Source organism: Yoonia vestfoldensis (genome assembly GCF_002158905.1).
GTDB lineage: Bacteria > Pseudomonadota > Alphaproteobacteria > Rhodobacterales > Rhodobacteraceae > Yoonia > Yoonia vestfoldensis_B.
Map to the genome: position 1 here is coordinate 519,226 of NZ_CP021431.1, position 25,610 is coordinate 544,835.

A 25,610-nucleotide genomic window follows, 5' to 3' on the forward strand; every position below is an offset into this window, starting at 1 on the left:
GGCGATGTCAGCTGCGCTCCGCGCGGGGGATATTTATGCTCGGAAGATGCGGGCTGTTCCTTGACGGGGCGGGCCGCGTGACTTAATCCCAACACTGCGCGGGCGTTGTGTAATGGTAAGACCCTTGCCTTCCAAGCAAGAGACGCGGGTTCGATTCCCGCCGCCCGCTCCAATCTTGCGACAGCTGCGGATTTCGCATCGGCGATCCCGGCTTGTGCAAATGGTGGCCCCGTTTTACATCAGGCCCTGACAGACAAAGGACGCCCGATGGCCGAAACTGTGCAGACCAAAGCAGAAGACCGGCCAGCCAGCAAAAAGATCAGCGCGCTGCAGGCGCTTTGGCCGTTCATCAAACCCTATAAATGGAACCTGATCGGGGCGGGATTCGCGCTTGTCTTTACCGCAATGGTGGCGTTGAGCCTGCCGGTGATCGCGCGTCTGGTGGTCGATAATTTCGGGCTCGACAGTGTCGCGATCAGCCGCCATTTCATGGCGCTGCTGGCCTTTGCCGTGCTTCTCGCCTTTGGAACGGCGCTGCGATATTATCTGGTCACGCGTCTGGGCGAACGTGTCGTGGCCGATATCCGCAAGGCGGTGTTCAACCGCATGATCAGCATGAGCCCCAGCTTTTACGAACGGATCATGACGGGCGAGGTGCTGAGCCGGATCACCACCGATACGACGCTGATCCTATCGGTGATCGGCAGTTCCGCCTCGATCGCGCTGCGCAATATCCTGATCTTTATCGGTGGCGTGGTCCTGATGCTGCTGACCTCGGTCAAGATGAGCATGATGGTTCTCTGGCCGATCCCGGTCGTGCTGTTCCCGATCCTGTTTCTGGGCCGCCGGGTGCGCAGCCTGTCGCGCGAAAATCAGGACCTGATCGCGGAATCCAGCGGCGATGCTTCCGAGCTTTTGACCTCGGCCCAGACGGTGCAGGCCTTTACCCACGAAGAGCTGAGCCGCGCCAAATTCGACGCGGTGACAGAGCAAAGCTATCGCTCGGCGCGGCGGCGCATCCTGACGCGGGCGTTTTTGACGGCGGTCGTGATCTTCATGGTTTTCGCGGCCATCGTTTTGTTCCTGCAGATGGGATCGCAAGATGTCGTCGCGGGCGAGATCACCGAAGGCGGGCTGGTGCAATTCATGATCTACACGATCATGGTCGGCGGTGCCGTCGCCGCCCTGTCAGAGGTCTGGGGCGAATTGCAGCGTGCGGCGGGGGCGACCGAACGGCTGGTCGAATTGCTGACGATCGAGGATAGCGTGACCGACCCGGCACAGCCGCGCCGCTTGGCGGCCCCCGTCCGTGGCGCGCTGCGCTTTGAAAACCTGCGCTTCAGCTATCCGTCGCGGATGTCGATTTCCGCGCTGGACGGCATCAACCTGCATATCGCGCCAGGCGAAACCGTGGCATTGGTTGGCCCGTCCGGCGCGGGCAAAAGCACGATTATCCAGCTTGTCCAGCGGTTCTATGATCCGCAGGAAGGACAGGTCACATTGGACGGAATCGATCTGCGTGACCTGACGCGCGCCGAATTTCGCAAGCATATCGCCTTGGTGCCGCAAGATCCGGTGATCTTTGCCGATACGGCGCGCGAAAACATCCGCTTTGGCCGCCCCGATGCAACCGATGCCGAGGTCGAAGCCGCCGCCAAAGCCGCTGCCGCGCATGATTTCCTGACCGCCTTGCCCGACGGCTATGAAAGCTATGTCGGGGAACGTGGCGTGATGCTGTCGGGCGGGCAAAAGCAGCGGATCGCCATCGCGCGGGCCATCCTGCGCGATGCGCCGGTCCTGTTGCTGGACGAGGCGACAAGCGCGCTGGACGCCGAAAGCGAATATGCCGTGCAACGCGCGGTCGAGGATCTGGCCAAGACCCGCACAACGCTGATCGTGGCGCATCGGCTGGCCACGGTGAAAAAGGCGGACCGGATCGTCGTCTTTGACGCGGGCCGGATTGTCGCGCAGGGCACGCATGATGCGCTGGTGGCACGAGGCGGCCTATATGCGCGGCTGGCAAGGTTGCAATTCACCGAAGGCGTCGCGGCGGAATAGCCCGATTTGCGCAGCGTCAGGCTTGCACCGCGCGCCGGGTTTGATCAACCTTTCGTCCTGAAGGGGTGCGGCCAAAACCGCGCACCAGACAATCGGGAGGATTGGGATGGCTTTTGCGACAATGGCGGATCGCGACGCGATTCATAATGAAATGCCCTGGGCAGAACGTAGCCTGCCACGGACGACTTTTGCGCTTTTGTCGCAGACGGCGGCCGCGCATGGCGATCGCAAGGCGGTCAGCTTTAGCCTGCTGTCCGACCCGGAGTCGTTTTGTGAAACGCTGACTTGGTCCGCCTTACAGGCCAAGACGGCGCAAGCCGCCAATCTGTTCCGCGACCTGGGGATCGGGGAAACCGATGTCGTCGCCTTCATTTTGCCCAATGCGACCGAAACGATCCTGACCTATCTGGGTGGTCAGGTCGCGGGGATCGTGAACCCGATCAACCCGCTGCTGGAGCCCGAACAGATCGGCGCGATCCTGCGCGACACAAAGGCCAAGGTCGTCGTCACCCTGCGCGCCTTTCCCAAAACCGATGTTGCCCAGAAAACCGCCGAGGCCGTGCGCCTGGCCCCCAATGTCACCACCGTGCTGGAGGTCGATCTGCACCGCTACTTGACCGGGGTAAAACGATTTGTGGTGCCGCTGATCCGGCCACGGAATCCGGTGGCGCATCAGGCCAAGGTGTTGGATTTCAACGCCGAACTGGCCAAGCGCCCGGTCAGCCTGACCTTTGCCGATTCGGATAAGGACCGGGTGGCGGCCTATTTTCACACCGGTGGCACCACCGGCATGCCCAAGGTCGTGCAGCACCGCTATTCCGGGATCGTCTATAATGCCTGGCTGGGCGCGCGGCTGCTGTTTACCGAAAAGGATGTGCAGATCTGCCCGCTGCCCTTGTTTCATGTGTTTGCGACAATCGTGTCGCTGGGCGCCTCGCTTGGGTCGGGGGCGCAGGTCGTGTTTCCGACGCCACAGGGCTATCGCGGGGCCGGCGTGTTCGACAATTTCTGGAAATTGATCGCCAAGCATAAGGTCAGCTTTATGATCACCGTGCCAACAGCGATGGCGGCGCTGATGCAGCGCAAGGTCGATGCGGATATATCGTCGTTGCGATTGGCCTTTTGCGGGTCCGCGCCCTTGCCGCTCGAACTTTACAAAAGATTCGAGGCGGCGGCCGGGGTCACCATCTGCGAAGGCTATGGGCTGACCGAGGCGACCTGCCTGGTGTCGATCAACCCGCCCGATGGCGAAAAACGGGTCGGCTCGATCGGTCTGCCCTTCCCCTATACGGATGTGAAGATCGTTTCGGCGGCGACGGGCAAGCCATGCGGCATCGACGAGATCGGCGAGATCTGCGTGGCCAGCCCGGGTGTGTTCAGCGGCCAGACCTATACCGATGCCGACAAGAACCGCGACATGTTCTACGCCGATCACCTGCGGACCGGGGATCTGGGGCGGATCGATGCGGATGGATATCTGTGGATCACCGGCCGCGCCAAGGATCTGATCATCCGTGGCGGCCATAATATCGACCCCGCCGAAATCGAAGAGGCTTTGGCCGGGCATCCTGCTGTCGCATTCGCGGGGGCAATCGGGCAGCCCGATGCGCATGCCGGCGAGGTGCCTTGTGTCTATCTTGAACTGGTCGCCGATGCGGATGTGACCGAAGCGGCGCTGCTGGATTACGCCAAACAGCATATTCACGAACGCGCGGCCCATCCTAAACATCTGGAAATATTGGCGGAACTTCCGAAAACCGCGGTTGGCAAAATCTTTAAGCCCGATCTGCGCAAGCGCGCGATCACCCGGGTCTATGCCGCCGCCCTTGCCGATCTGGCGGCAGAGGTCGATTGCGTCGTCGAGGATAGTAAACGCGGGCTTGTCGCGCAGATCAGCGCCGATCCGGCGATTGCAGACAAGATCACCAGCGCGCTGGGCCTTTATACCATCCCTTGGGATATCGTTGAAGAATAGCGCAGTCATCCTGGCCCCTGCATCAGAAAAGCGTGATCTCGGGCGCGGCGCGCGGGCGTATGACCGGTGTTTCGATAGCTGGCGATTCAGAGATTTGCATCTGGCGCGCTGCACCGGTTGTCGGCGTGAACTGGACGCGGCGGGCCATGGTGCCGCCCAAGCTCTGCGAGAGGCAGGGGATGCCTTCGCGTTCCAGAAACCCCAGGGCGAATTCACCATTGGACTGGCCGATGTCGCGGGCATGGACGGTCATGCGCGCACCGCCGAAAATCTTGGCTTGGAGCCTGCGCCTGTCACCGCCCGCGCGCAAGATGCGGTTGATCAGCAATTCCATCGCATTGACGCCATATTTCAGGTCGGTGGTATTTGAATCACCGCCGCTGGCCAGCAGAAAATGGTTCATGCCCCCGACTTTCGCCTGAAGGTCAAAGATACAGACCGCGACGCAAGACCCCAGGACGGTCGACATCACCACCTGCGCATCATTTGACACGGCAAAGTCGCCTTGCACGATGGTCATCATTTTGGGCGATGTGGTGTTCAGATCACTCATGCGCGCTGCCTTTGCTGTGATGCCCGCAGCAAGCTGGGACCGATCTGATGGATCGGCAGTTCGGTTTCGATGCCACCCAAGGATTTCGCCACGCGTGGCATCCCGTAGACGATACAGCTCGCCTCATCCTGACCAAAGGTGCGGGCACCTGCGGCACGCAATGCTGTGATCCCTTCGGCACCATCACGGCCCATCCCCGTCAGGATCGCGGCGGTCACATGCGATGCAAGCGGGACGGCCGAGAGAAACAGCGTATCCACCGAAGGCCGGTGGCCGGATCTGCGGGGTGCCTCGTCCAGTTTGATCCGCGCCGGAGACCCGTTGATCAGGCGGACGTGATGCGTGTCACCGGAGGCCAGATAGACATGACCGCGCTGCAATGCCGTATCCGGCGTTGCGGCCACGACTTTTGCAGTGGTGACCCCGTCAAGCAGCCTAATCAGGCTTGCCGCAAAGTTGCCACCGGTATGTTGGACGATGACAGTCGGCGGCGCGCCCGGATGAAAATGGGGCAAGATCTGCATCAAAGCATCGATCCCGCCCGTCGAAGAGCCGATCAGAATGGTGCTGCGAGGGTCGACGCGCCCGGCTGGTGCCGGTGCGACCGCCGGTGCCTTGGGGTGCTGACGGCGCCCGCTGGGCACCAAGGCTGCGATCAGGTCGCTATCCGAGACATTGGCCGGCAGAACGCGGATCGCCGGATTGGCCTTGAGCGCGGCATTGGTCAGCTGCGCCTGATTTGGGGTCGCCAGCACGACGCAGCCGATGCCCATGATGCCGAAAAGCGTTGCAAGCAATTCGAATTCGGGACAATCCGCAATATCGGTTGTCAGCAAGACGCAATCAGGCTCGTGATGTTCCGCAAAATCATAGACTTCCGTCAGCTCGGTGGCGGCGCGCATCACGTCGATCTTAAGCCGCTCCAGCCGGCGTTGTAGCTGGCCCAGCAGGATGACGGATCGATGGGCGATCAAGATGCGCATGATCGGATGCCTCTTGCTGCGAAGACCTGCCAGATGCTGCCATCTTTGCTGTCGCAATCCGCCAAAGGACTGGCAGCAAGGGCATGGCTGCTTGCGGGCGCGCTGTGTTGGGCAAAGACATGTCGCATCAGAAGATCGCTATCTGGGTCCGGTCGTGATCGACAGGATCAGGGGCATCGCCAATCAGGTCGCGTAGCCAGGCCAGACGCATCTGCGCGATCCATTTGCCACAATCGGGTGTGGCTTGGTCGATGCCATGGTGGCCCATCGCCTCGATCAAGGTTGCAAGATCGGCAAGTGACTGCAGGACAAGATCAAAGTCCTGCAATGATCGGGTTTTTTGCGGCATGTCGGCAGCGCAAGCGCAGCTATGCAAGGCGGCATCTTCAAGGCGAGTAACGATCGTCGCGACCTCGCGTAGGGCGGTGCCGACATTGGTGAGCGTCCGCGCTGGCGCGGGCCGGTGCGTGGCGGGTGGCGTTGTCATAGCTTGCCCACCACGGTTTCGATGCATTGCTTCATGCTGGCGGTTGAAAAGGGCTTTTTGATGATATTGTTCAGGCCAAGTGCCTTGCCCTTGGCGACCAGGTCGGGGGTCGGGTTGCCGGTCACGAGAATGAACCCGATCCGTGCGGTGGCCTTGTGCTGGCGCAAGGCGCGGAGCAGTTCGAGCCCGTCCATGCCCGGCATGTTGTAATCGGACAGGACCAGATGAACGGGGTCGGCGATCAGCTTGTTCAGAGCGGCACGTCCGTCGTTTTCCGCCTGATTTTTCCATATTCCCATCTCTTCGATGGCTTGTACAAGCAGCCCCCGGCTGACGCCCATGTCGTCTACGATCATCACGCGCAATGTGTCTTTCAAGCTCATGGGTCAGTCTTTCGTTTGAGGTCGGCTCGGGGCCGCGTTGCGGGGCAGCCGCTGGTAAGTGGTAATGGCGGTGCTGCGGAAATCGCTTTGTGCAGGGCCGGTCAGCCGTTCGGAATGCCCGATCATCAAATGGCCGTCGTCCTGTAAGACATCCGCGAACCGTTGCCAGAGACGGACTTGCGTGTCCTTGTCAAAATAGATCGCCGCATTCCGACAGAAAATGACATCGAACCGCCGGCGCATCGGCCAATCCCCGATCAGGTTCAATTCGCCGAATGACACCAGCGAGGCCAGATCCTGCCGGATCCGGAATTGCGGCCCATCACTGTCCTCGATCATCAGCTTTTTGTATTCATTGGGGATCGCCTCGGCCTGATCTTGGTCATATTGCGCTTGCCGGGCCTTTTGGATCATTTGAGGATCGACATCCGTGGCGAGCAATTTTATGTCCAGGCGCGCCGCTTCGGGGCATGCATCGCGGATCATTGCGGCAATGGAATAAGCCTCTTGGCCGGCCGAGCAGGCCGAGGACCATATTCTGACCGGAGCGCCCTTTTTCGCTTTTTCCACGAGATCGGGAAGGATGTTTTCGCGCAGATAGGTGAAATGGTGGCGTTCACGAAAGAAATGCGTGACATTGGTGGTCAGCGCAGAGAGCAGATGCGATTGTTCCGCATGACCGCGCGGGTCCGACAGCAGGGCGCAATAGCTTTCGAAGTCGGGAAGGTTCAAAGCCCGCAATCGTTTCGTCAGCCGAGAATAGACAAGCGGCTTTTTGGACGGTTGCAGATGCAGCCCATACCGCTGATGCGCCAAGGCTGCGATTGACTGAAAATCATGATCGGTAAATTGATATTCGCGCATGTTCTGGTCGGATCGCGCGGTCTGATCGGGCAGGGTCATGCAGCCACCTGATTTGCCGGAGCCAGCAAGGCCGAGAGACTGATGACTTTTGTCATGTCATCGCCAAGCGGGATGATCCCGAGAATGGCGCGGGTGGTCGTGTCCTCGGGCCCTCTTGGGGTTTCGCGGACGGTATGGGCATCGACCCCGAGGATCTCGGACACGGATTCGACCAGAAGGCCAATGATCCTGTCCTCGACAGCGATGATGATGATGACATGCCGTTCCGTGGGCATGATCTTGGCGAAACCGAGTTTCGCGGCAAGATCAATAATCGGAATGACAGCGCCCCGCAGGTTGATCACGCCAAGGACGTGATCGGGCGAATGCGGCAGCACCGTGACCGGGGTCCAGCGACGAATCTCTCTGATTTGTTTGATTTCAATACAGAAATTCTGACCGCCGGCCACCAGGGTGACGAATTCCAGCCGTTCGGATTTTTGCAGTTCAGCAAGCTGCGACATAATTGACATCCCTTCCATTTTGGCTGTTGGTGACCGCATAGACCGCGTTGCCTTGCGCGACGGCCTCGGGGTCGATGATGAGCGCGATCTTGCCGTCGCCCAGGATTGTGGCGCCCGAGATTCCAGATATTTCGCCGTAATTTCCCTGCATGCTTTTGACGACGACCTGGCGCTGGTCGAAGATATCATCGACGGCCAGCGCGCATTGCGGGACGCTGTCGGTCTGGATCAGCAAAAGCACCCTGTCGGTCATGTCGCGCAGCGTTGCGACTTGCCCCATGCGTTCTGCCAGATCGATAATCGGCACATATTCGCCGCGGATGCGCAGCAATGTATTGTTCAGCCCCAGCTGCGACAGGTCGGCCGCTTTGGGCCGGATCGTTTCCACGATGCTGGAGATGGGGACAACCATTGTCTGCCCGCCAAGGTTGATGATCATGCCATCCATCACCGCCAGCGTCAGTGGCAGGGTGATGGAAAACGTCGTGCCCTGGCCAAATTGACTGCTGATCGCGACGCGCCCGCCAAGGACGGTGATCGCTGTCTTGACCACATCCATGCCAACGCCGCGTCCCGAGAGATTGGTCACCTCTTTGGCGGTGGAAAAGCCGGGGGCGAAGAGCAAGTGGTCGATTTCGGTTTCGGACAATTGCGCATCCTCGGCGACGAGCCCTTTGGAGACGGCAATTTCCCTGATCCGCGGACGGTTGAGGCCAGCCCCGTCATCTGCGATTTCGATCACGATGCTGCCAGACCTTTGACGTGCCGCAAGGCGCAGCCTGCCTTGCCGGTTCTTTCCGACGGCTTCGCGCTGATCGGGGGCTTCGATCCCGTGGTCGATGGCGTTGCGGATCATATGCGTCAGCGGATCGGCGAGCCGTTCGATGACGGTTTTATCGACTTCTGTCGCCTCGCCCTCGGTGATCAGTTCGACCACCTTGCCGGTGGCATCCGCAGCCTCGCGTGCAATGCGCAACATGCGCTGGAACAGGGGTTTGACGGGCTGCGCGCGGATCGCCATCACGCCTTCCTGGATTTCGCGGGCCAGCAGTTTGTAATCGTCAAGATCGGCAAACAATTCCGCCGTATTGGGCAGATTGGCATGTTGCAGCCTTTGCGAGATCACGGATTGGTTGATGATCAATTCACCCACCGCATTGATCAGGCGGTCAATGCGTTCAGGATCGACGCGGAGCGAACTGGCGGCGCGGGTGTTGCCCTTGTCGGCCGCATTGCGCGTTTTCTGATCGGATATGTCGCCCACCGTACCGGCCACGGTTTCCATTGTGTCCTCCTCGGTTGGGTTGCCGGGTGTGTCGTCCGCTGCAATGGCGGGGGCGGTGTCGTCGTCGTCGCGCAATTTGACCTGCAATGCGCAAAGGTCGTCGACGAATTCGAAGACTTCGAGGATCGGGAGATCCGACCCCAGACCGTCGATTTCGACATGCCAGGACAACAGCCCATCGCGCCAGTTCAGATCGTCCAAACCGTTTGGCAGCCGCGACAGATCGACCGTGACGCGGGTTGTGCCCAGTGATTGCAATGCGGCGATGATCAAGACCGGATCGTTGCCGCTAGTGTAAAAGGCTTCATTGGGCGTAAAATCGACCGTATAGGTCGCGCCCGCATCGGCCGGCCCGTCGAAGGCCAGCGTCAGCGCCTCGAAGACGAATTCCTCTGCCTCGGCCGGGGCGTCGCCCAGAAAGGATTGCAGATCTGCCAGGACCGGGTCCACCTGGGCAGAGTTTGTCGGCAATTCCTCTCTCGCGGTTTCGATGAGATCGGCAAGGATATCGCCCGACCGTTGCAGCACATGCAGGATGCGGTCATCAAGGGCCAGCCGCTGAGAGCGGACGTGATCCAGAACCGTTTCGAATGTATGGGCAAAGCCCACCAGATCATCGAGCGCAAAGGCACCGGCCGCCCCTTTGACGGAATGGACAGCACGAAAGACGGCATTGAGCGTTTCGCTATCGGTGCTGCCATCGCGCATGGCTGTCAGCCCTTCGGTCAGGGCGGCAATCAGGTCTTCGCATTCTTCGAAGAAAACGTCGCGCATTGTCATATCGGCGGTCATCACGCGGCTCCTGTCAGGCGGCGGATGACGGCGACCAGCGCTTCGTCATCGAATGGCTTGACGATCCAGCCGGTTGCCCCGGCCTGCCGCGCGCGTTCTTTCAGCGCAGCCCCGCTTTCCGTGGTCAGGACCAGAACGGGCACCGTGCGGTTGCGGGTGCCCCCGCGGATATCGGCGATCACCCCGAAACCGTCCTTGTTGGGCATGTTCACATCGGTAATCACCAGATCGGCGTCTTCATGCTGGAACTTTTCGATCCCATCGACGCCGTCCACGGCTGTCGACACCTCGAACCCGGCGTTTTGCAGGGTCTGGGTCAGCAGGCTGCGGATGGTCCGCGAATCGTCGATAGCCAGAATGCGTTTCGTCATCACAGGACCCTTTTTTGTTGCGGCAGCGGCCAAAGCGCGAGGTTTTCCAGCGCCTGGCGCAGGTCATCGGATTCGTTGACAAGGGTCAGGCACCGCCCGCTGGCCGCCCATGTCAGGCTGGCCGTGGCCAGGATCTGGGCCGCAAGACCCCCAAGACGGCCGACATTGCTGCCATCAATGATCAGGTCGCCGTCTTGCGCCGCCTTGAGCGCGGTGAACAGATCTTCGCAGGCTTCGAATGTCAGCACGGAAGGCAGGGTGATTGTGGCGGTATCGGCCGGCATATAAAGTGATCCTTCGTTACGTGTCGAAAGGTCTTATGGGCTGGCACGCCTTAAGATCATGTAAACGGCGCAGCCTCTTCATCACCCCGGCGGCGGCGTTCAAATCTGCGTGTGGCGTGGCACATCTGCGGCCATGTCATGCTAAATGCGGCGCATCGGACATATCGATAGGCTTGACCGCGCAGAGCGCGTAATGTCAGTGACGATTGAGAAAGATGAGGCCAGAATGACCAAGACGACCCCCAAGACCCCGTCACGCCGCGCTGTGCTGGTCGGGGCGACCGCAGCGACCCTTTTTGCGCCATCCATTTTACGCGCGCAGACCCAGCAGGCCCCGGTCGATCGCAATATCGCCGCGTTTCGCGTGCATGAATGGCGCGACCATTTCGATTCGCTGGGCGTGGGGGCGATTCTCGCGGATACCAAATCGATGTTTCTGCAGCATTGGACGCCCGATGGTGACATGCGGATTTATCCGACCTCGGTCCCGCTCTCTGATGATCTGACGCGCACCGGCTTTACCGAGGTGATCGACAAGCGCGTCGCCCCCAGCTGGTCGCCGACACCGGCGATGCGCGAACGCAACCCTGAATGGCCCGCTTTCATTCCCGGTGGTGACCCGCTGAACCCGATGGGATCGCATGCGCTGTATCTGTCGTGGCAATTCTACCGGATCCATGGCACGCAGGACACGCGCAAGATCGGACGCAAATCATCGAACGGCTGCATCGGTCTTTACAATGAACAGATCGCCGAAGTGTATGACCGCGCCCCGATCGGGACCAAGGTCCGTCTGATCTGACTGTTTCCCGCCGCTTGCCTTGAAAGGGACAGCATGAATATGACAAGACTTTTCAGCATTGCGGCGATCTGCGCCTTGCCTTTGTCGCTGGGCGCGCAGAGCCTGACCGAAGATCAGGTCCGCGATCTTGTGCTGGACACGATCCGTGCCAATCCCCAGATCATCGTCGAAGCCTTGCAGATCCTCGAACAAGATCAGCAAGAGGCGCAGGCCACAGCGGCGCGGGCCGCATTGGATGATCAGCGCATGGTGCTGGAAAATGACCCCAATGCACCCGTCATCGGCAACCCCGATGGCGATGTGACCGTGGTCGAATTCTTTGATTACAATTGTCCTTATTGTCGGAACGCCAAGCTGGAACTTGACGGTTTGCTATCGGCCGATTCCAACGTCCGGGTGGTCTTGCGCGAATGGCCCGTCCTTGGCGAAGGATCGGTCTTTGCCGCGCGGGCCGCCTTGGCATCGCGGGCGCAGGGCAAATATGCGGAATTTCATACCGCCTTGATGACGATGCAGGGGCGGGCCGAGGAACAAAGCGTCATGCGCGTGGCGCAAAGCCTGGGGCTGGATCTTGATCAGCTGCGCCGCGACATGCAGGCCCCTGCGGTGACAGAGCATCTGCAAATGTCTAACGGGCTGGGCCGCGCGCTTGGCTTTACCGGCACACCGTCATTCGTGATCGGTGAAAATCTGGCACCCGGCATGATCCGCGCCGACCAGATGCAAAGGCTGGTCGCGGCCGCGCGCGCCGCGGAATAGGCCTCGGGGCCTGATGCGCGCATCGCGGCTGCCAGCTGGCCATTGCTGATCGCGCCGGTGGTGTGGCCGCAGGGTTGACCCGCGACATCGCATTTCATGCGGTTGCGCCTTGTTGCGCGCCTGCCATGGCCGCGCGTTCCAGCGCAAAAGCAAGGATTTGCGGTTTTTTCCACAAGGGGCTTGAGCTTCCAGTGACTGGAATGCCTATGTTGGGGGTAATCAAGAAAGGTCTTTTCCCATGACAGAACCCGCAACACGACGATTGGCGATTGATGGCATGTCCTGCGCATCTTGTGTGGGGCGCGTGGATCGCGCCTTGGCGGCGGTTCCGGGGGTCCGGTCCGTTGCGGTCAATCTTGCGACGGAAACCGCGACCATCACGCTGGATGATCGCAGCATCACCGCGGCAGAGCTGGCCGCGATCAGCACCGAGGCCGGCTATCCGGCAACGCCCGCCGAGCCCGACCAGACCAGCCTGACCGCCGCGCGCAAGGCGGATGAGGCGGATGCATTGGCGCGGAGCACCTTGATCGCTGCCATCTTGGCGCTGCCGGTGTTCATTTTGGAAATGGGCGCGCATCTGGTGCCTGCATTCCACCATGTGATCGCCGATACGATTGGCACGCAAAGCTCTTGGATCATCCAGTTCATGCTGACGACGCTGGTGCTGTTTGGCCCCGGCCGCGTGTTTTTCGCCAAAGGTCTGCCGGCGCTGGTCAAAGGCGCGCCCGATATGAACAGCCTTGTGGCGCTGGGCACCGGTGCGGCCTATGTCTATTCTGTCGTCGCGACCTTCCTGCCCGGGCTGATCCGCGCCGATGTCCGCGCGGTCTATTTCGAGGCGGCGGCGGTGATCGTCGTGCTGATCCTGTTGGGGCGGCTTCTCGAGGCGCGGGCCAAGGGGCGCACGGGGGCGGCGATCAAGGCGCTTTTGGGCCTGCAGGCGCGGCAGGCGCGGGTGATGCGCGATGGCGCATTGGTTGCGGTCGATGTCGATAGGCTGGTGGTGGGCGATGTCATCACGCTGCGTCCGGGCGAACGCGTGCCGGTTGATGGCCGCGTGATCGAGGGCAGCAGCCCCGTGGATGAAAGCATGATGACAGGCGAGCCCGTACCTGTGGTCAAGACCACAGGCGACGCGTTGACCGGCGGCACGGTGAACGGGCAGGGCGGGCTGACCTTTGCTGCGACCCGCGTCGGTGCGGATACCACGCTGGCGCAAATCATCCGCATGGTGACCGAAGCGCAGGGCGCAAAACTGCCGATCCAGGATGTGGTGGACCGGGTGACGCTTTGGTTCGTGCCTGCGGTGCTGGTGCTGGCCATGCTGACCGTGGCGGTCTGGCTGGCGATTGGCCCGGATCCGACGCTGGCGCTGGTTGCGGGGGTTTCGGTGCTGATCATCGCCTGTCCCTGCGCGATGGGTCTGGCCGTGCCGACCTCGATCATGGTGGGCAGCGGGCGGGCCGCCGAGATGGGCGTGCTGTTTCGCAAGGGGGCGGCGCTGCAACAGCTGAGCAATGTCGATGTGATCGCCTTTGACAAGACCGGCACGCTGACGGCGGGCAAGCCGCATCTGACCGATCTTGTGCTGGCCGAAGGGTTTGATCATGCCGATGTGCTGCGCCTTGCTGCCGCCATCGAGGCCAAGTCTGAACATCCCATTGCCGATGCCATCGTCAGCGCCGCCCGCGCCGAGGGGCTGGGCGATGCTGCCGTCAGTGATTTTCAAGCCATCGCCGGTTTTGGCGTTTGCGCGACGGTCGATGGGCGGCGTGTCCTGATCGGTGCCGACAGGCTGCTGGCGCAGCACGGGATCGCGCCCGGACCATTGGCGGCTACCGAGACCGACCTTGCCCGACGCGGGCGCACCGCGCTTTTCGTGGCGATTGACGGGCAGGCCGCCGCCGTGATCGCGGTTGCTGATCCGGTCAAGCCGGGCTCTGCTGCGGCCATTGCCGCGCTGCGGGCCAAGGGGCTGAAAGTCGCGATGATCACCGGCGACAAACGCGAAACAGCCGAGGCCATTGCCCGCGAGATCGGCATCGACCATGTCGTCGCCGGGGTTCTGCCGGATGGCAAGGTCGCGGCGCTTGACCAGTTGCGGGCGCAGGGTCAGATCGGTTTCGTCGGCGACGGGATCAATGATGCGCCCGCGCTGGCCCATGCCGATATCGGGATCGCCATCGGCACCGGCACCGATGTGGCCATTGAGACGGCGGATGTCGTGCTGATGTCGGGTGATCTGCGCGGCGTGGTCAATGCGGTCGCGGTGTCGCAGGCGACGATGCGCAACATCCGCCAGAACCTTGGCTGGGCGTTCGGGTATAATGTCGCGCTGGTGCCTGTGGCAGCGGGGGTGCTTTACCCTGTTTTCGGGCTGCTCTTGTCGCCGGTCTTTGCCGCCGCTGCGATGGCGCTCTCCTCGGTGTCGGTCGTGTCGAATGCGCTGCGCCTGCGTGGCTTGCGCCGCGCCATGCAAGACAGCGCGCCACATCCCCCCGCCGCCGCGGCCCGCAATCCCCAGCCGGCAGAATAGGAGAGCCGCCCTATGAATATCGGAGATGCCGCCGCCAGATCCGGCCTGCCCGCCAAGACCATCCGCTATTACGAAGACATCGGCCTGATCCGGCCGGACCGGCATGCCAATGGCTATCGCCAGTTCCGCCAGACGCATCTGCATAAGCTGATGTTTGTCGCACGCGCGCGGTCCTTGGGTTTTTCCATCGATGATTGCCGCGTGCTCTTGGCGCTTTATGACGATGACAGCCGCGCCTCGGCGCAGGTCAAGGCGCTGGCGCAGGACCATCTGGCGCAGATCGATGCCAAGATCGCAGGGCTGCGCGCCATGCGAGAGACGCTGGCCGATCTGGTCGCGGCCTGCCATGGTGACAACCGCCCCGATTGCCCGATCCTCAAAGATCTGGCGGCCGCGCAAGACGGATAGGCGCTGTCCGCCCCGGTGCCCGGGACGGGCGCTCCGCGCGGGGATATTTAGGCTCGGAAGATGGCGGGATGTCGCGCAAGCTTGCTTTGACGCGCTGGGGCACCTCTGTCATGTAGGCCGAAAGCGGCGGGCTTGCGCAGGAGAATGCAATGAAGTTTCGATTCCCCATTTTCATCATCGACGAGGATTTCCGGTCGGAGAATTCCTCTGGTCTGGGCATCCGCGCCATGGCCGAAGCGATCGAGAATGAAGGTTTCGAGGTCGTCGGTGTCACCAGCTATGGTGACCTGTCCCAGTTTGCGCAACAGCAGTCGCGGGCAAGTGCCTTTGTGTTGTCGATTGATGACGAGGAATTCAGCCCCGGGCCGGACCTTGACCCCGCCGTCCTGAACCTGCGCCATTTCATCGAAGAAGTGCGCCGCAAGAACGAGGATGTGCCGATCTATCTGCATGGCGAAACCAAGACCAGCCGCCACCTGCCCAATGATATCCTGCGCGAATTGCATGGATTCATCCATATGTTCGAGGATACGCCCGAATTCGTCGCCCGCCATATCGTGCATGAGGCGAAGAAATATCTCGAAGGCATCCAGCCGCCGTTTTTCAAGGCGCTGCTGGATTACGCCGAGGATGGGTCTTATTCTTGGCATTGCCCCGGCCATTCGGGTGGCGTCGCCTTTCTGAAAAGCCCGATTGGCCAGATGTATCACCAGTTTTACGGTGAAAACATGTTGCGCGCCGATGTGTGCAATTCGGTCGAGGAATTAGGCCAGCTGTTGGACCATAACGGTGCCATCGGCGCCTCTGAGCGCAATGCCGCGCGGATTTTCAACGCCGATCATTGTTTCTTTGTCACCAACGGCACCTCGACCAGCAACAAGATGGTCTGGCATCACACGGTCGCCCCCGGCGATGTCGTCGTCGTGGACCGCAATTGCCACAAGTCGATCCTGCATAGCATCATCATGACCGGGGCTATTCCGGTTTTCCTGAAACCCACGCGCAACCATTACGGCATCATCGGGCCGATCCAGCAAAGCGAATTCGAACCCGAGGCGATCAAGGCCAAGATCCGCGCCAATCCGCTGTTGGCCCATGTCGATCCCGAGACGGTCCAGCCGCGCATCATGACGCTGACGCAATCGACCTATGACGGGGTGCTGTATAATACCGAAACCATCAAGGGTCTGCTGGACGGCTATGTCGAGAATTTGCATTTCGACGAGGCCTGGCTGCCCCATGCTGCGTTTCACAGCTTTTATAGCGATTTTCATTCGATGGGCCGCAAGCGCGAACGCCCGCGCCATTCGGTGACCTATGCCACCCAATCCATCCACAAGCTGCTGGCGGGGATTTCACAGGCAAGCCATGTGCTGGTGCAGGATAGTCAGGATACGCAACTCGACCGGCATCTGTTTAACGAAGCCTATCTGATGCATACCAGCACCAGCCCGCAATATAGCATCATCGCCAGCTGCGATGTGGCGGCCGCGATGATGGAACCGCCGGGCGGCGTGGCCTTGGTCGAGGAAAGCATTATGGAAGCGCTGGATTTCCGCCGCGCCATGCGCAAGGTCGATGCCGAATTCGGCGATGACGAATGGTGGTTCGAGGTCTGGGGGCCCGATGCGCTGGTCGAGGAAGGCATTGGTGATCCCAAGGATTGGGTTCTCAAGAAAACCGATGCCGATGGTGTGCAGGCCTCGGATGGGGCGGATTCGTGGCATGGCTTTGGCGATATGGCGCGCGGGTTCAACATGCTGGACCCGATCAAGACCACCATCGTGACACCCGGCCTGAACCTTGATGGCCGCTTCGAGGAGATGGGGATTCCCGCCTCTATCGTGACCAAATATCTGGTTGAAAATGGCGTCGTCGTGGAAAAGACCGGGCTTTACAGTTTCTTCATCATGTTCACCATCGGGATCACCAAGGGCCGGTGGAATTCGCTGCTGGCGGCACTGCAACAGTTCAAGGATGATTACGGGCGCAACCAGCCTTTGTGGCGCGTCATGCCCGAATTCATCGCCAAACATCCGCATTACGAAAAGATGGGCCTGCGCGATCTGTGCCAGCATGTCCACAGGCTCTATGCGAAATACGATATCGCGATCCTGTCGACAGAGATGTATCTGAGCGATCTGCAACCCGCGATGGCCCCGAATGACGCCTATGCCCATATCGCGCGGCGCACGACGCAACGTGTGCCGATTGACGATCTGGTGGGGCGCATCACCACCTCGCTGGTCACGCCTTATCCGCCGGGCATCCCGCTGCTGATCCCCGGTGAGGTGTTCAACACCAAGATCGTGGAATACCTCAAGTTCAACCGCGAGTTTGAGCGCCTATGCCCGGGGTTCGAGAATGACATCCACGGGCTGGTGGTGGAAACCGGTGCAGACGGCGTGAAACGCTATTACGCCGATTGCGTCGCGGTCTGAATGGGGCAGGTAAGGTGGATCAAGATCCACCTTACGCGTTCTTTGTCACATGACGGCCGCAGGGTTGATCTTGATCCGATCCTGATCCGATCCGGCCCGTGCCTGTCACTTTATCCCAAGACCTGCGCCACGGCGTCTTTGGTCACGGTCACGATTTCATCCGCCTGCGCGCGGGTCAGCGGGAAGGGCGGGGCAAAGCCGATGATATCGCCCTGCGGCATGGCGCGGGCGATCACGCCGCGATCCAGCATGGCAGCCACGACACGCGGGGCCACCTTGTCGGCGGGGTCGAAAAACACGCGGTCATCGCGGTCCTTGACCAGCTCGACCGCGCACCACATGCCTTGCCCGCGCACATCGCCGACATGGGCGTGCCCGCCCATCGCGGCAGCCATGGTTTCGTTCAGATAGGCCCCGACGCTGCCCGCATTGGCGACAAGGTTCTGATCGTCCAGCAGTTTGAGGTTCGCGACACCCGCCGCCGCACAGATCGGATGCGCCGAATAGGTCCAACCATGGCCGAAGGGGCCGAATTCATCGGTGCCCTTTTCCAGCACGTCCCACATGCGGTCCGACACGATGGACCCCGACAAAGGCGCATAGGCCGAGGTCAGACCTTTGGCGATGGTGATCAGATCGGGTTTCAGCCCGTAATGGTCCGACCCCATCATCGTCCCTAGGCGGCCAAAGCCGGTCACGACCTCATCCGCGATCAGCAGGATGTCGTATTTGCGCAGCACCGTCTGGATCGCCTCCCAATAGCCCGCAGGTGGCGGCACGATCCCACCGGTGCCCAGCATCGGCTCGCCGATAAAGGCGGCAATCGTGTCGGGGCCTTCGCGCAGGATCAATTCCTCCAGCTTGGCCGCGCAATGGGCGGTAAAGGCGGCCTCGTCCATGTCGCGATCTGCACGGCGGTAGAAATAGGGCGCTTCGGTATGCAGCACCTGCGCAAGCGGCAGGTCGAATTTCTTGTGGAACAGTTCCAGCCCGGTCAGCGACCCGGTGACCAGCCCCGAGCCGTGATAGCCACGCCAGCGCGAGATGATCTTTTTCTTCTCGGGCCGGCCCAGCACGTTGTTGTAATACCAGACCAATTTGACATTGGTTTCATTCGCATCCGACCCGCTGAGGCCATAATAGACGTGGTTCATCCCCTCGGGCGCGCGTTCCGCAATCATCCGCGACAGGGTGATCGAGGCCTCGGTGCCATGGCCGACATAGGCGTGGTAATAGGCCAGCTCATGCGCCTGTTTGGCGATGGCTTCGGCGATTTCGGGGTGGCCATAGCCGATATTGACGCAATAAAGCCCCGCAAAAGCATCCAGCGACCTGCGCCCTTCGCGGTCGGTGATATGCACGCCTTTGGCCGATTGGATGATCCGGTTGCCCATCTCGCGCCGTGCGAACTGGCCCAGATGGGTGGAGGGATGGAAGAAATGGTCGTGATCCCATTGGGTCAACTGGTCATTGGCTAGCTGGTCGGTCATCGCATTCTCCATCAGATTTGCGCGCAGTCTAGGCGGGATGGGCCGCAGCCTCCAGCCTGTTGGGGACGCTCTTTGTCGGAAAGCGACATGCTTTGCCGGTGTTGGGGTATAGAGCGAGGGGCCAAAACAGCCCAGCCTTGGCCGGAATGCGATAATCAAAGGCCAGCTGATGACCACTTTCGAGGCGAATTTCCCAACCAGCGAATACCAGCGCCGGATCACCAAGACCCGCGCCGAGATGGCGCTGCGCGGGTTGGACGCGATCTTTGTCACCGACCCGTCGAACATGTCATGGCTGACGGGCTATGACGGCTGGTCCTTCTATGTCTTTCAAGGCGTGATCCTGACCCATGACGGCGATCCTGTCTGGTGGGGCCGGGCGATGGATACATTGGGCGCGCGGCGCACCGTATTCATGGAAAGCGACGACATGATCCGCGGCTATGACGATACTTTCGTGCAGAACCCCGCCAAACACCCGATGCAGGAATTGGCGAAATTGCTGGACGAACTCGGGTTGGCCAGTGCGCGGATCGGCGTCGAGATGGATAATTACTATTATTCCGCCGCCGCCCATGCTGCCTTGTTGGCGGGGCTGCCGCAGGCCAAGATCAGCGATTGCACCGGGCTGGTGAATTGGCAGCGCGCTGTCAAATCCGACCGCGAGATTGATTACATGCGCCGCGCCGCGCGGATCGTGGAAACCATGCATGCCCGCATCGTCGAACTGGCCGAACCCGGCCTGCGCAAGAATGACCTGATCGCTGATATCTATGCCACGGGGATCAGGGGGGCCGATGGCCATTGGGGCGATTATCCCGCCATTGTGCCGATGGCTCCGTCTGGCATGGATGCCACCGCGCCCCATCTGACATGGGACGACCGCCCGATGAAAACCGGCGAAGCCACGTTTTTCGAGATTGCAGGCGCGCACCGCCGCTATCAATGCCCGCAATCGCGCACCTTGTTTCTGGGCAAGGTTCCTGACAAATACCGCGACGCCGAAACCGCCGTGCTGGACGCGGTCGAGGCCGGGCTGGAACAGGCCCGCCCCGGCAATCAGGCGCAGGATATCGCCAATGCTTTCAACGCCGCGCTGAACAAGGCGGGCTATATCAAGGACAGCCGTTGCGGCTATGCTATCGGGATCAGCTATCCGCCTGATTGGGGCGAACGTACGATATCGTTCCGCAAGGGCGACACGACCATTCTGGAACCGGGAATGACCTTCCATTTCATGCCCGCGCTCTGGCTCGACGATGGCGGGCTCGAGATTACTGAACCGATCCTGATCACCGAGACAGGCTATGAATGTTTCTGCACGACGCCCCGCGCGCTGGTGGTCAAGGCATGATTACCCCGACCATCCCGCTTGATGCACAAGGTGTCCACCACGGTTTCCTGAAACTGCCCTATAGCCGCGATGACAGCGCTTGGGGGTCCGTCATGACCCCGATCACGGTGATCGCCAATGGGGATGGGCCGACGGCTTTGCTGACGGGGGCCAATCACGGTGATGAATACGAAGGCCCTGTCGCCTTGCAGGAACTGGCCGCTACCTTGCAGCCCGACCAGATCACCGGGCGGGTGATCATCCTGCCGATGATGAACCTGCCGGCCTTTGCCGCGGGCGCGCGCTGTTCGCCCATTGATGGCGCGAATATGAACCGCAGCTTTCCGGGCCGTGCCGATGGCAGCGTGACGCAGAAGATCTGCCATTATATCGCGACCGAGCTGGTGCCTGTGGCCGATATCGTGCTGGATTTCCATTCCGGCGGGCGCACGCTGGATTTCCTGCCTTTCGCTGCTGCCCATATCCTGCCCGACAAGGTGCAAGAATCCGCCTGCATGGCCGCGATGCAGGCCTTTAACGCGCCATATTCGGTGCGGATGCTGGAAATCGACGCGGTCGGCATGTTCGACACAGAGGTCGAAAATCAAGGCAAGACCTTTGTCACAACCGAGCTGGGCGGGGCGGGCACGGCCACTGCGCGCAGCGTGGCCATCGCGCGCAAAGGTATCCGCAACCTGCTGATCCATTCCGGTATCATGCCGGGCGCGTTGCAGCTTGGCCCCACGGTTCAGCTGGATATGCCCGATGACAGCTGCTTTGTGTTCGCGCAACATGCGGGGTTGATCGATTATCTGGTCGATCTGGGCGATGCCGTCAATCAGGGCCAACCCATCGCGCGGATCTGGCCCGCCGACCGGACCGGCGTGCCGCCTGTGATGTGCCATGCCGCCTGCACCGGTATCCTGACCGCGCGGCATGTGCCGGGGCTGGTCAAGCTGGGGGATTTCGTCGCCTTGGTGGCCGTCGTCACCGGAACGCCGCCACAAGGGTGATCACATGGCCCGCGCGACCCGCACCGCTGCGGGCCATTGATCAGCCTGTCCGCGTGACACTTTGCACGCGGCGGGATTTCAGCCAGTTCCAGCCCAGCAGCCCCAAGACCACCATCGCCCCTGCTGTCTCGATCATCGTGTCGGGATTGAAGATCGCGATCACCCCGGGCACCACCAACAGGCGCGACAGATTATCCATCCATGTGAACAGATAGCCTTCGATCGCGGCGGCAAAGCCGACCAGACCGATCACGATGATGATGCCGGTCCAGATCACATACCATGTCTCGCCGCCCATGATGATCTCGGGGTTGAAGACCATGAAGGCGGGGATCAGATAGAGGCCCTTGGCATATTTCCACGCCTGCATGCTGGTTTCCATCGGCTTGGACCCCGCAATCGCCGCCCCGGCAAAGCCCGCAAGGGCAATCGGCGGGGTGACATTGCTGTCCTGCGAATACCAGAACACCACCAGATGCGCGATCAACAGCGGCACGCCGAATTCGTTATGTAGCGCCGGTCCGACCAGCACGATCAGCACGATATAGGCGGCTGTCACCGGCAGGCCCATGCCAAGGATCAGGCTGGCCAGCAGCACGAAGATCAGCGCCAGCGGCAGGCTGCCCCCCGAAAGTGAGATCATCATGGACGAGAATTTCAGCCCCAGACCCGTCAGGCCGACGACACCAACGATAATGCCCGCGACCGCACAGGCCACGCTGACCGCCACCGCATTGCGCGCGCCCAGTTCCAGCGCCTGAGCGATCAATCGGATCCCGCGCCAGAGCGCGTCGCGCAGGCGCTCTGCCGTCAGGGGCTTGCCGTTTTGCGGATCAAGCAGGATCAGCGTGACCCCCGCGCGCAAGGCGGTGACCGCGATCACCGACAGGATCGCCCAGAACCCCACCCGCGTCGGCGAGATGTTATTGACCAGCAGATAGATCAGCACGACCAGCGGCACGATGAATTGCCAGCCCGCCGCCAGCACATGGCGCACGATCGGCAGGTCGGCCGCCGACAGCCCTGTCATGCCCGCCTTCATCGCGACCAGATGGACGAACAGATAGACCGTGCCCAGATACAGGATCGCCGGAAAGATCGAGACCATGACGATGTCGATATAAGGCACGTTGGTATATTCCGAGATCAGGAAAGCCCCGGCCCCCATCAAAGGCGGCGTGATCTGCCCGCCGGTGGAGGCCGCAGCCTCGATCCCGCCGGCCTCTTTGGGTTTGTAGCCCAGCTTTTTCATCAGCGGGATCGTGAAAGCCCCGGTTGTGACGACATTGGCGATGGCCGAGCCTGAAATCGACCCCATGCCAGCAGAGGCGATGACCGCCGCCTTGGCAGGCCCACCCGCTTTGCGGCCCGTTGCGGCAAAGGCCAGATCGATGAAAAACTTGCCCGCGCCGGTGACTTCCAGAAAGGCACCGAACAGCACGAACATGAAGACATAGGTCGCAGCGACCCCCAATGGCAGGCCAAAGATCCCTTCCTGTCCCAGATAAAGCTGGCCGACCAACCGGTCGACGCTGGCGCCGCGATGCGACAGGATACCGGGCATCCATTCGCCCAGCCAGGGCAGCGCGCCGCGTGGTCCGGCCAGCGCATAGGCGATGGCGATCAGGCCGATGATGGTCATGCCCAGACCCACGACACGGCGGCTTGCCTCAAGCACGGCCAGCGTGGCGATGATCCCCATGACGATATCGGTGCGCGACCACCAGCCCGCCCGGTTGATGATATCGTCAAGAAAATAGAAGATGTAGAACCCGCTCAGAAAGGCAGCGGTCAGGCAGATAGCATCAATGATCCAGCCGATGCTGCCGCGCGGCCGCGTGGTGCCGGTGACCGGAAAGATCAGAAAGGCCAGAAACAGAACAAAGCCCAGATGCGCCGAGCGTTGATAGAACAGCCCCAGCGGTTCGATCCCCGCCGTATACATCTGGAACAGCGACATGGTGATCGCAACCAGCGTGATCGTCCACAGGATCGGGCGCGGCTGGACCGCATCAGCCGAGCGCAGCGTCGGCGGCAGGTCGCTGTCCGCCTGATCTGTGTGGGACGTGTCGGATGTCTGGCTGGTCATGGCGTCTATGTCCTGTCGATGCGGATTGCGGCTTTCAGTCGGGATACAGGGTCAGCCGCACGGCGGTCTGCGGCGCCATCCGGCTCAGACGCAGCGATTGGTCGGTGCCGGTCAGCCGGTGGTCAACCGCCGTGGACCCGACCCGCAAGGCCAGCGTATTACCCGGGATCGGTTCGGCGATATCGACGATCCAATAGCCGCCCGTGGGCGAGGGAATGATCCGGCCGCGTCCTGCGACCTCGCCCAATCCGGCGGCGAAATCATGTAGAAAAGAGCGCGTCAGCGTCAGCTTGCCCGCGATATTTTCAAAACAATCTGCAACCGCCCCGCCGGTGACGGAATGGTTCCAGGTCAGGCAGATTTCCTCGCCCTGACGGAACGGCAATTCACCCAGCGGGGGGCCGGTGGTTTCGACCACCAACAAGGGTTGCGCCAGGCTTGGCGTGCCTGAAAAAAGTGTCGTGAAAAGAAGGGCGACACAGATGTGCCGCCCTGCCATTATTGCCATCATGGGCGCTGGTGATCCTGCACCGCGGCACCCACTTCTTCGAGGTAACGCAACGCGCCGGGGTGGAACGGGATCGGCGTCGAGGCGACCGAGAAGTCGATCGTCGTATCATTCGCCGCCGGATGGATCGCGATCAATTCTGCCACGTTTTCATACATCGCCTTGGTGATGTTATAGGCCAGTTCCTCGTCCATATCGGCATGCACGATCAGCACATTGGGCGTCGAGATCGTCTGCACGGCTGCGGCCATCCCGTCATACAGGCCTTCGCGCAGGGTAAAGGGCGCAAAGGTCGGCTCTGCGGCGCGGGCATTGGCGATTTCATCTGCGGACAGGCCGATGATCGCAATCTCGCGCGTGGCGGCAAGGTTCATGATCGAGGATGTCGGCGGTCCCACGCTCCAGAAACCGGCGACGATGTCACCGTCGCGGATCGCATCGGCGGTTTCATTGAAGTTCAGGCGCTGCGCATCGAAATCGTCATAGGTGATGCCATTGGCCGCCAGGATGATCTGCGCGCTCAGTTCCGTGCCCGACCCCGGTGCGCCGACCGAGACGCGTTGGCCGCGCAGGTCTTGCATGCTGGTGATCCCGCTGTCGGCCAGCGTGACCAATTGCACGGCATTTGGATAGATCGATGCCAATGCGCGGGCCTCGCCGATCTGGCGGCCGTCGAATGCGCCGGTGCCGGTAAAGGCCTGATAGACGGTATCCGCCAGGGCAATCGCGATATCGCTGTCGCCGCGCTGGACCAGGGCCATGTTCTCGACCGAGGCGCCGGTCACTTCGACGCTGGCGGAATAGCCGTCCACATGATTGTTGATGACTTCGGCCAAGCCGCCGCCATAGGGGTAATAGACGCCGCCTGTGCCGCCTGTGGCGATAGAGAGTTCCTGCGCCTGTGCGGCGGACCCGATCCCGAATGCCACGATGGCCATAGGTGCGATCAGGGCTTTTAGCCCGCTGCCGATATGTCTCGTCATGATGTCTCCTCCATTTGTGGGCCTTTTGCCCTCCCTTGCCCGGTATGTCGCCGGGTTGCTGCCTATGTAGCGCAAGCTGCCGCATGAGGACAGTTTTTTGGGCCGGGCCGCCGCATTTTTCAGGCAGGGCGCGCGCCAGCGGGCGATTGCTGCTGGTTAAATGGGCGGCTTAGCCCGCGCGCGCCCGCCAGTCCGAAACGCCATGGCCTGTCGCGCGCCTTGGTGATCCCGATCCGCGGGCCGATCAGCAAAGCGGGCGGCGTCAGCGGCAGGAGGATCGCAAGCTCGGTTCCGTCAAAGGGCGCATTGTTGTCTTGCAGCGTGATGCCAAGCGCGGCCCCCAGCCGTCCGGGGCCATTGCACAAAGTGGCGGCACCGCGCCTTTGCCGCATGGCATCGATACCGATCTGCGGCTGGATCGCGCGGATCAGCACTGCCGCGCCGGGCTGCGCCACGACATTCAGGCACAGATGGATGCCATAGGACCGGTAAACATAGGCATGGCCCGCAGGTCCGAACATCGCGGCATTGCGCAAGCCGGGGCCGCGAAAACTATGCGAGGCGGGATCGTCGCGGCAATAGGCTTCGGTCTCGATGATCGTGCCGCCACTGCCGCGTATGACCAGAACCGCCCCGATCAGCCGGCGGGCCAGCGCGGGCGCGTCCAGCCCGGCGATCTGTTGGCGAAAATCCATCTGCATGCTCGC

Annotated in this window: 23 protein-coding genes and 1 tRNA gene; 10 read left to right on the forward strand and 14 right to left on the reverse strand. The window is 61.4% G+C overall.

Annotation, left to right across the window (positions count from 1 at the left end; all coding sequences use genetic code 11):
• The first annotated feature begins 98 nt into the window (after positions 1-98).
• From LOKVESSMR4R_RS02565 to LOKVESSMR4R_RS02575, 3 genes are all read left to right on the forward strand, one after another.
• Positions 99-172, forward strand: a tRNA-Gly gene (locus tag LOKVESSMR4R_RS02565).
• 95 nt (positions 173-267) lie between these two features.
• Complete coding sequence (locus LOKVESSMR4R_RS02570; protein WP_087206169.1) at positions 268-2,058, forward strand: ABC transporter transmembrane domain-containing protein; 1,791 nt, start codon at positions 268-270, stop codon at positions 2,056-2,058.
• A gap of 106 nt (positions 2,059-2,164) precedes the next feature.
• Entirely contained in the window at positions 2,165-4,033 is a 1,869-nt protein-coding gene (locus LOKVESSMR4R_RS02575) for an acyl-CoA synthetase (protein ID WP_087206170.1), read from the forward strand.
• 22 nt (positions 4,034-4,055) lie between these two features.
• Here LOKVESSMR4R_RS02575 and LOKVESSMR4R_RS02580 read toward each other — a convergent pair whose 3' ends face one another.
• The 9 genes from LOKVESSMR4R_RS02580 to LOKVESSMR4R_RS02620 all read right to left on the reverse strand — a co-directional run bounded on the left by LOKVESSMR4R_RS02580 (position 4,056) and on the right by LOKVESSMR4R_RS02620 (position 10,538).
• Entirely contained in the window at positions 4,056-4,586 is a 531-nt protein-coding gene (locus LOKVESSMR4R_RS02580) for a chemotaxis protein CheD (protein WP_087206171.1), read from the reverse strand.
• Positions 4,583-5,569 carry a CheB methylesterase domain-containing protein gene (locus tag LOKVESSMR4R_RS02585; protein ID WP_087206172.1) on the reverse strand — a complete coding sequence of 329 codons (987 nt, stop codon included), beginning with the start codon at positions 5,567-5,569 and terminating at the stop codon, positions 4,583-4,585. Before LOKVESSMR4R_RS02585 ends, LOKVESSMR4R_RS02580 begins: the two co-directional genes overlap by 4 nt.
• Before the next feature lie 127 nt (positions 5,570-5,696).
• Positions 5,697-6,056, reverse strand: a complete 360-nt coding sequence (locus LOKVESSMR4R_RS02590) for a chemotaxis protein (protein ID WP_087206173.1) — start codon at positions 6,054-6,056, stop codon at positions 5,697-5,699.
• Complete coding sequence (locus LOKVESSMR4R_RS02595) at positions 6,053-6,439, reverse strand: response regulator (RefSeq protein ID WP_007205801.1); 387 nt, start codon at positions 6,437-6,439, stop codon at positions 6,053-6,055. The genes LOKVESSMR4R_RS02590 and LOKVESSMR4R_RS02595 overlap by 4 nt, the downstream gene beginning before the upstream one ends.
• A 3-nt stretch (positions 6,440-6,442) precedes the next feature.
• Positions 6,443-7,342: a CheR family methyltransferase gene (locus tag LOKVESSMR4R_RS02600; protein WP_087206174.1), complete on the reverse strand. Its 900-nt coding sequence runs from the start codon at positions 7,340-7,342 to the stop codon at positions 6,443-6,445.
• The gene (locus LOKVESSMR4R_RS02605) at positions 7,339-7,806 is read right to left on the reverse strand and encodes a chemotaxis protein CheW (RefSeq protein WP_087206175.1); all 468 of its coding nucleotides are present in this window, start codon (positions 7,804-7,806) and stop codon (positions 7,339-7,341) included. The genes LOKVESSMR4R_RS02600 and LOKVESSMR4R_RS02605 overlap by 4 nt, the downstream gene beginning before the upstream one ends.
• Positions 7,790-9,883, reverse strand: a complete 2,094-nt coding sequence (locus LOKVESSMR4R_RS02610; protein WP_087206176.1) for a chemotaxis protein CheA — start codon at positions 9,881-9,883, stop codon at positions 7,790-7,792. Before LOKVESSMR4R_RS02610 ends, LOKVESSMR4R_RS02605 begins: the two co-directional genes overlap by 17 nt.
• Positions 9,883-10,254, reverse strand: coding sequence for a response regulator (locus tag LOKVESSMR4R_RS02615; RefSeq protein ID WP_087206177.1), 372 nt, complete (start codon positions 10,252-10,254; stop codon positions 9,883-9,885). The genes LOKVESSMR4R_RS02610 and LOKVESSMR4R_RS02615 overlap by 1 nt, the downstream gene beginning before the upstream one ends.
• Positions 10,254-10,538 carry an STAS domain-containing protein gene (locus LOKVESSMR4R_RS02620; RefSeq protein WP_087206178.1) on the reverse strand — a complete coding sequence of 95 codons (285 nt, stop codon included), beginning with the start codon at positions 10,536-10,538 and terminating at the stop codon, positions 10,254-10,256. Before LOKVESSMR4R_RS02620 ends, LOKVESSMR4R_RS02615 begins: the two co-directional genes overlap by 1 nt.
• A 226-nt stretch (positions 10,539-10,764) precedes the next feature.
• On the opposite strand from LOKVESSMR4R_RS02620, the gene LOKVESSMR4R_RS02625 reads away from it, so the two are divergent.
• From LOKVESSMR4R_RS02625 to LOKVESSMR4R_RS02645, 5 genes are all read left to right on the forward strand, one after another.
• A complete protein-coding gene (locus LOKVESSMR4R_RS02625) occupies positions 10,765-11,340 on the forward strand; it encodes a L,D-transpeptidase (protein ID WP_087212459.1) in 576 nt (191 codons plus the stop codon).
• Between the two features lie 33 nt (positions 11,341-11,373).
• Positions 11,374-12,099, forward strand: a complete 726-nt coding sequence (locus LOKVESSMR4R_RS02630; protein ID WP_204248707.1) for a DsbA family protein — start codon at positions 11,374-11,376, stop codon at positions 12,097-12,099.
• Between the two features lie 238 nt (positions 12,100-12,337).
• Positions 12,338-14,638: a heavy metal translocating P-type ATPase gene (locus LOKVESSMR4R_RS02635; protein WP_087206179.1), complete on the forward strand. Its 2,301-nt coding sequence runs from the start codon at positions 12,338-12,340 to the stop codon at positions 14,636-14,638.
• Positions 14,639-14,650: 12 nt separating this feature from the next.
• Positions 14,651-15,046, forward strand: coding sequence for a Cu(I)-responsive transcriptional regulator (cueR, locus tag LOKVESSMR4R_RS02640; protein ID WP_087206180.1), 396 nt, complete (start codon positions 14,651-14,653; stop codon positions 15,044-15,046).
• A 149-nt stretch (positions 15,047-15,195) separates the two neighbouring features.
• Complete coding sequence (locus LOKVESSMR4R_RS02645) at positions 15,196-17,487, forward strand: arginine/lysine/ornithine decarboxylase (RefSeq protein WP_087206181.1); 2,292 nt, start codon at positions 15,196-15,198, stop codon at positions 17,485-17,487.
• A 110-nt stretch (positions 17,488-17,597) separates the two neighbouring features.
• Here LOKVESSMR4R_RS02645 and LOKVESSMR4R_RS02650 read toward each other — a convergent pair whose 3' ends face one another.
• Positions 17,598-18,977 carry an aspartate aminotransferase family protein gene (locus LOKVESSMR4R_RS02650; protein ID WP_087212466.1) on the reverse strand — a complete coding sequence of 460 codons (1,380 nt, stop codon included), beginning with the start codon at positions 18,975-18,977 and terminating at the stop codon, positions 17,598-17,600.
• A 169-nt stretch (positions 18,978-19,146) separates the two neighbouring features.
• Between LOKVESSMR4R_RS02650 and LOKVESSMR4R_RS02655 the strand changes: the two genes are divergently transcribed.
• Together LOKVESSMR4R_RS02655 and doeB are read left to right on the forward strand one after the other, a co-directional pair.
• Entirely contained in the window at positions 19,147-20,331 is a 1,185-nt protein-coding gene (locus LOKVESSMR4R_RS02655) for a M24 family metallopeptidase (protein WP_087206182.1), read from the forward strand.
• Positions 20,289-21,323 (forward strand): N(2)-acetyl-L-2,4-diaminobutanoate deacetylase DoeB, encoded by a 1,035-nt coding sequence (gene doeB, locus LOKVESSMR4R_RS02660; protein WP_087206183.1) that lies wholly within the window; start codon positions 20,289-20,291, stop codon positions 21,321-21,323. The genes LOKVESSMR4R_RS02655 and doeB overlap by 43 nt, the downstream gene beginning before the upstream one ends.
• A 40-nt stretch (positions 21,324-21,363) precedes the next feature.
• Here the strand turns inward: doeB and LOKVESSMR4R_RS02665 are convergent, their stop codons facing one another.
• The 4 genes from LOKVESSMR4R_RS02665 to LOKVESSMR4R_RS02680 form a co-directional block, all read right to left on the reverse strand.
• Entirely contained in the window at positions 21,364-23,412 is a 2,049-nt protein-coding gene (locus tag LOKVESSMR4R_RS02665) for a TRAP transporter permease (protein ID WP_087206184.1), read from the reverse strand.
• A gap of 34 nt (positions 23,413-23,446) precedes the next feature.
• Complete coding sequence (locus tag LOKVESSMR4R_RS02670) at positions 23,447-23,923, reverse strand: DUF1850 domain-containing protein (protein ID WP_237331884.1); 477 nt, start codon at positions 23,921-23,923, stop codon at positions 23,447-23,449.
• The gene (locus LOKVESSMR4R_RS02675) at positions 23,920-24,903 is read right to left on the reverse strand and encodes a TAXI family TRAP transporter solute-binding subunit (protein WP_087206185.1); all 984 of its coding nucleotides are present in this window, start codon (positions 24,901-24,903) and stop codon (positions 23,920-23,922) included. Before LOKVESSMR4R_RS02675 ends, LOKVESSMR4R_RS02670 begins: the two co-directional genes overlap by 4 nt.
• A 119-nt stretch (positions 24,904-25,022) precedes the next feature.
• Positions 25,023-25,604: a DNA-3-methyladenine glycosylase gene (locus tag LOKVESSMR4R_RS02680; RefSeq protein ID WP_087206186.1), complete on the reverse strand. Its 582-nt coding sequence runs from the start codon at positions 25,602-25,604 to the stop codon at positions 25,023-25,025.
• Between the last annotated feature and the right edge of the window lie 6 nt (positions 25,605-25,610).

Excerpts from the sequence above, each read along its gene's own strand:
- LOKVESSMR4R_RS02570 (WP_087206169.1), top strand. The coding sequence starts at position 268 with ATGGCCGAAACTGTGCAGACCAAAGCAGAAGACCGGCCAGCCAGCAAA.
- LOKVESSMR4R_RS02575 (WP_087206170.1), top strand. The coding sequence starts at position 2,165 with ATGGCTTTTGCGACAATGGCGGATCGCGACGCGATTCATAATGAAATG.
- LOKVESSMR4R_RS02580 (WP_087206171.1), bottom strand. The coding sequence starts at position 4,586 with ATGAGTGATCTGAACACCACATCGCCCAAAATGATGACCATCGTGCAA.
- LOKVESSMR4R_RS02585 (WP_087206172.1), bottom strand. The coding sequence starts at position 5,569 with ATGCGCATCTTGATCGCCCATCGATCCGTCATCCTGCTGGGCCAGCTA.
- LOKVESSMR4R_RS02590 (WP_087206173.1), bottom strand. The coding sequence starts at position 6,056 with ATGACAACGCCACCCGCCACGCACCGGCCCGCGCCAGCGCGGACGCTC.
- LOKVESSMR4R_RS02595 (WP_007205801.1), bottom strand. The coding sequence starts at position 6,439 with ATGAGCTTGAAAGACACATTGCGCGTGATGATCGTAGACGACATGGGC.
- LOKVESSMR4R_RS02600 (WP_087206174.1), bottom strand. The coding sequence starts at position 7,342 with ATGACCCTGCCCGATCAGACCGCGCGATCCGACCAGAACATGCGCGAA.
- LOKVESSMR4R_RS02605 (WP_087206175.1), bottom strand. The coding sequence starts at position 7,806 with ATGTCGCAGCTTGCTGAACTGCAAAAATCCGAACGGCTGGAATTCGTC.
- LOKVESSMR4R_RS02610 (WP_087206176.1), bottom strand. The coding sequence starts at position 9,883 with ATGACCGCCGATATGACAATGCGCGACGTTTTCTTCGAAGAATGCGAA.
- LOKVESSMR4R_RS02615 (WP_087206177.1), bottom strand. The coding sequence starts at position 10,254 with ATGACGAAACGCATTCTGGCTATCGACGATTCGCGGACCATCCGCAGC.
- LOKVESSMR4R_RS02620 (WP_087206178.1), bottom strand. The coding sequence starts at position 10,538 with ATGCCGGCCGATACCGCCACAATCACCCTGCCTTCCGTGCTGACATTC.
- LOKVESSMR4R_RS02625 (WP_087212459.1), top strand. The coding sequence starts at position 10,765 with ATGACCAAGACGACCCCCAAGACCCCGTCACGCCGCGCTGTGCTGGTC.
- LOKVESSMR4R_RS02630 (WP_204248707.1), top strand. The coding sequence starts at position 11,374 with ATGAATATGACAAGACTTTTCAGCATTGCGGCGATCTGCGCCTTGCCT.
- LOKVESSMR4R_RS02635 (WP_087206179.1), top strand. The coding sequence starts at position 12,338 with ATGACAGAACCCGCAACACGACGATTGGCGATTGATGGCATGTCCTGC.
- cueR (WP_087206180.1), top strand. The coding sequence starts at position 14,651 with ATGAATATCGGAGATGCCGCCGCCAGATCCGGCCTGCCCGCCAAGACC.
- LOKVESSMR4R_RS02645 (WP_087206181.1), top strand. The coding sequence starts at position 15,196 with ATGAAGTTTCGATTCCCCATTTTCATCATCGACGAGGATTTCCGGTCG.
- LOKVESSMR4R_RS02650 (WP_087212466.1), bottom strand. The coding sequence starts at position 18,977 with ATGACCGACCAGCTAGCCAATGACCAGTTGACCCAATGGGATCACGAC.
- LOKVESSMR4R_RS02655 (WP_087206182.1), top strand. The coding sequence starts at position 19,147 with ATGACCACTTTCGAGGCGAATTTCCCAACCAGCGAATACCAGCGCCGG.
- doeB (WP_087206183.1), top strand. The coding sequence starts at position 20,289 with ATGTTTCTGCACGACGCCCCGCGCGCTGGTGGTCAAGGCATGATTACC.
- LOKVESSMR4R_RS02665 (WP_087206184.1), bottom strand. The coding sequence starts at position 23,412 with ATGACCAGCCAGACATCCGACACGTCCCACACAGATCAGGCGGACAGC.
- LOKVESSMR4R_RS02670 (WP_237331884.1), bottom strand. The coding sequence starts at position 23,923 with ATGATGGCAATAATGGCAGGGCGGCACATCTGTGTCGCCCTTCTTTTC.
- LOKVESSMR4R_RS02675 (WP_087206185.1), bottom strand. The coding sequence starts at position 24,903 with ATGACGAGACATATCGGCAGCGGGCTAAAAGCCCTGATCGCACCTATG.
- LOKVESSMR4R_RS02680 (WP_087206186.1), bottom strand. The coding sequence starts at position 25,604 with ATGCAGATGGATTTTCGCCAACAGATCGCCGGGCTGGACGCGCCCGCG.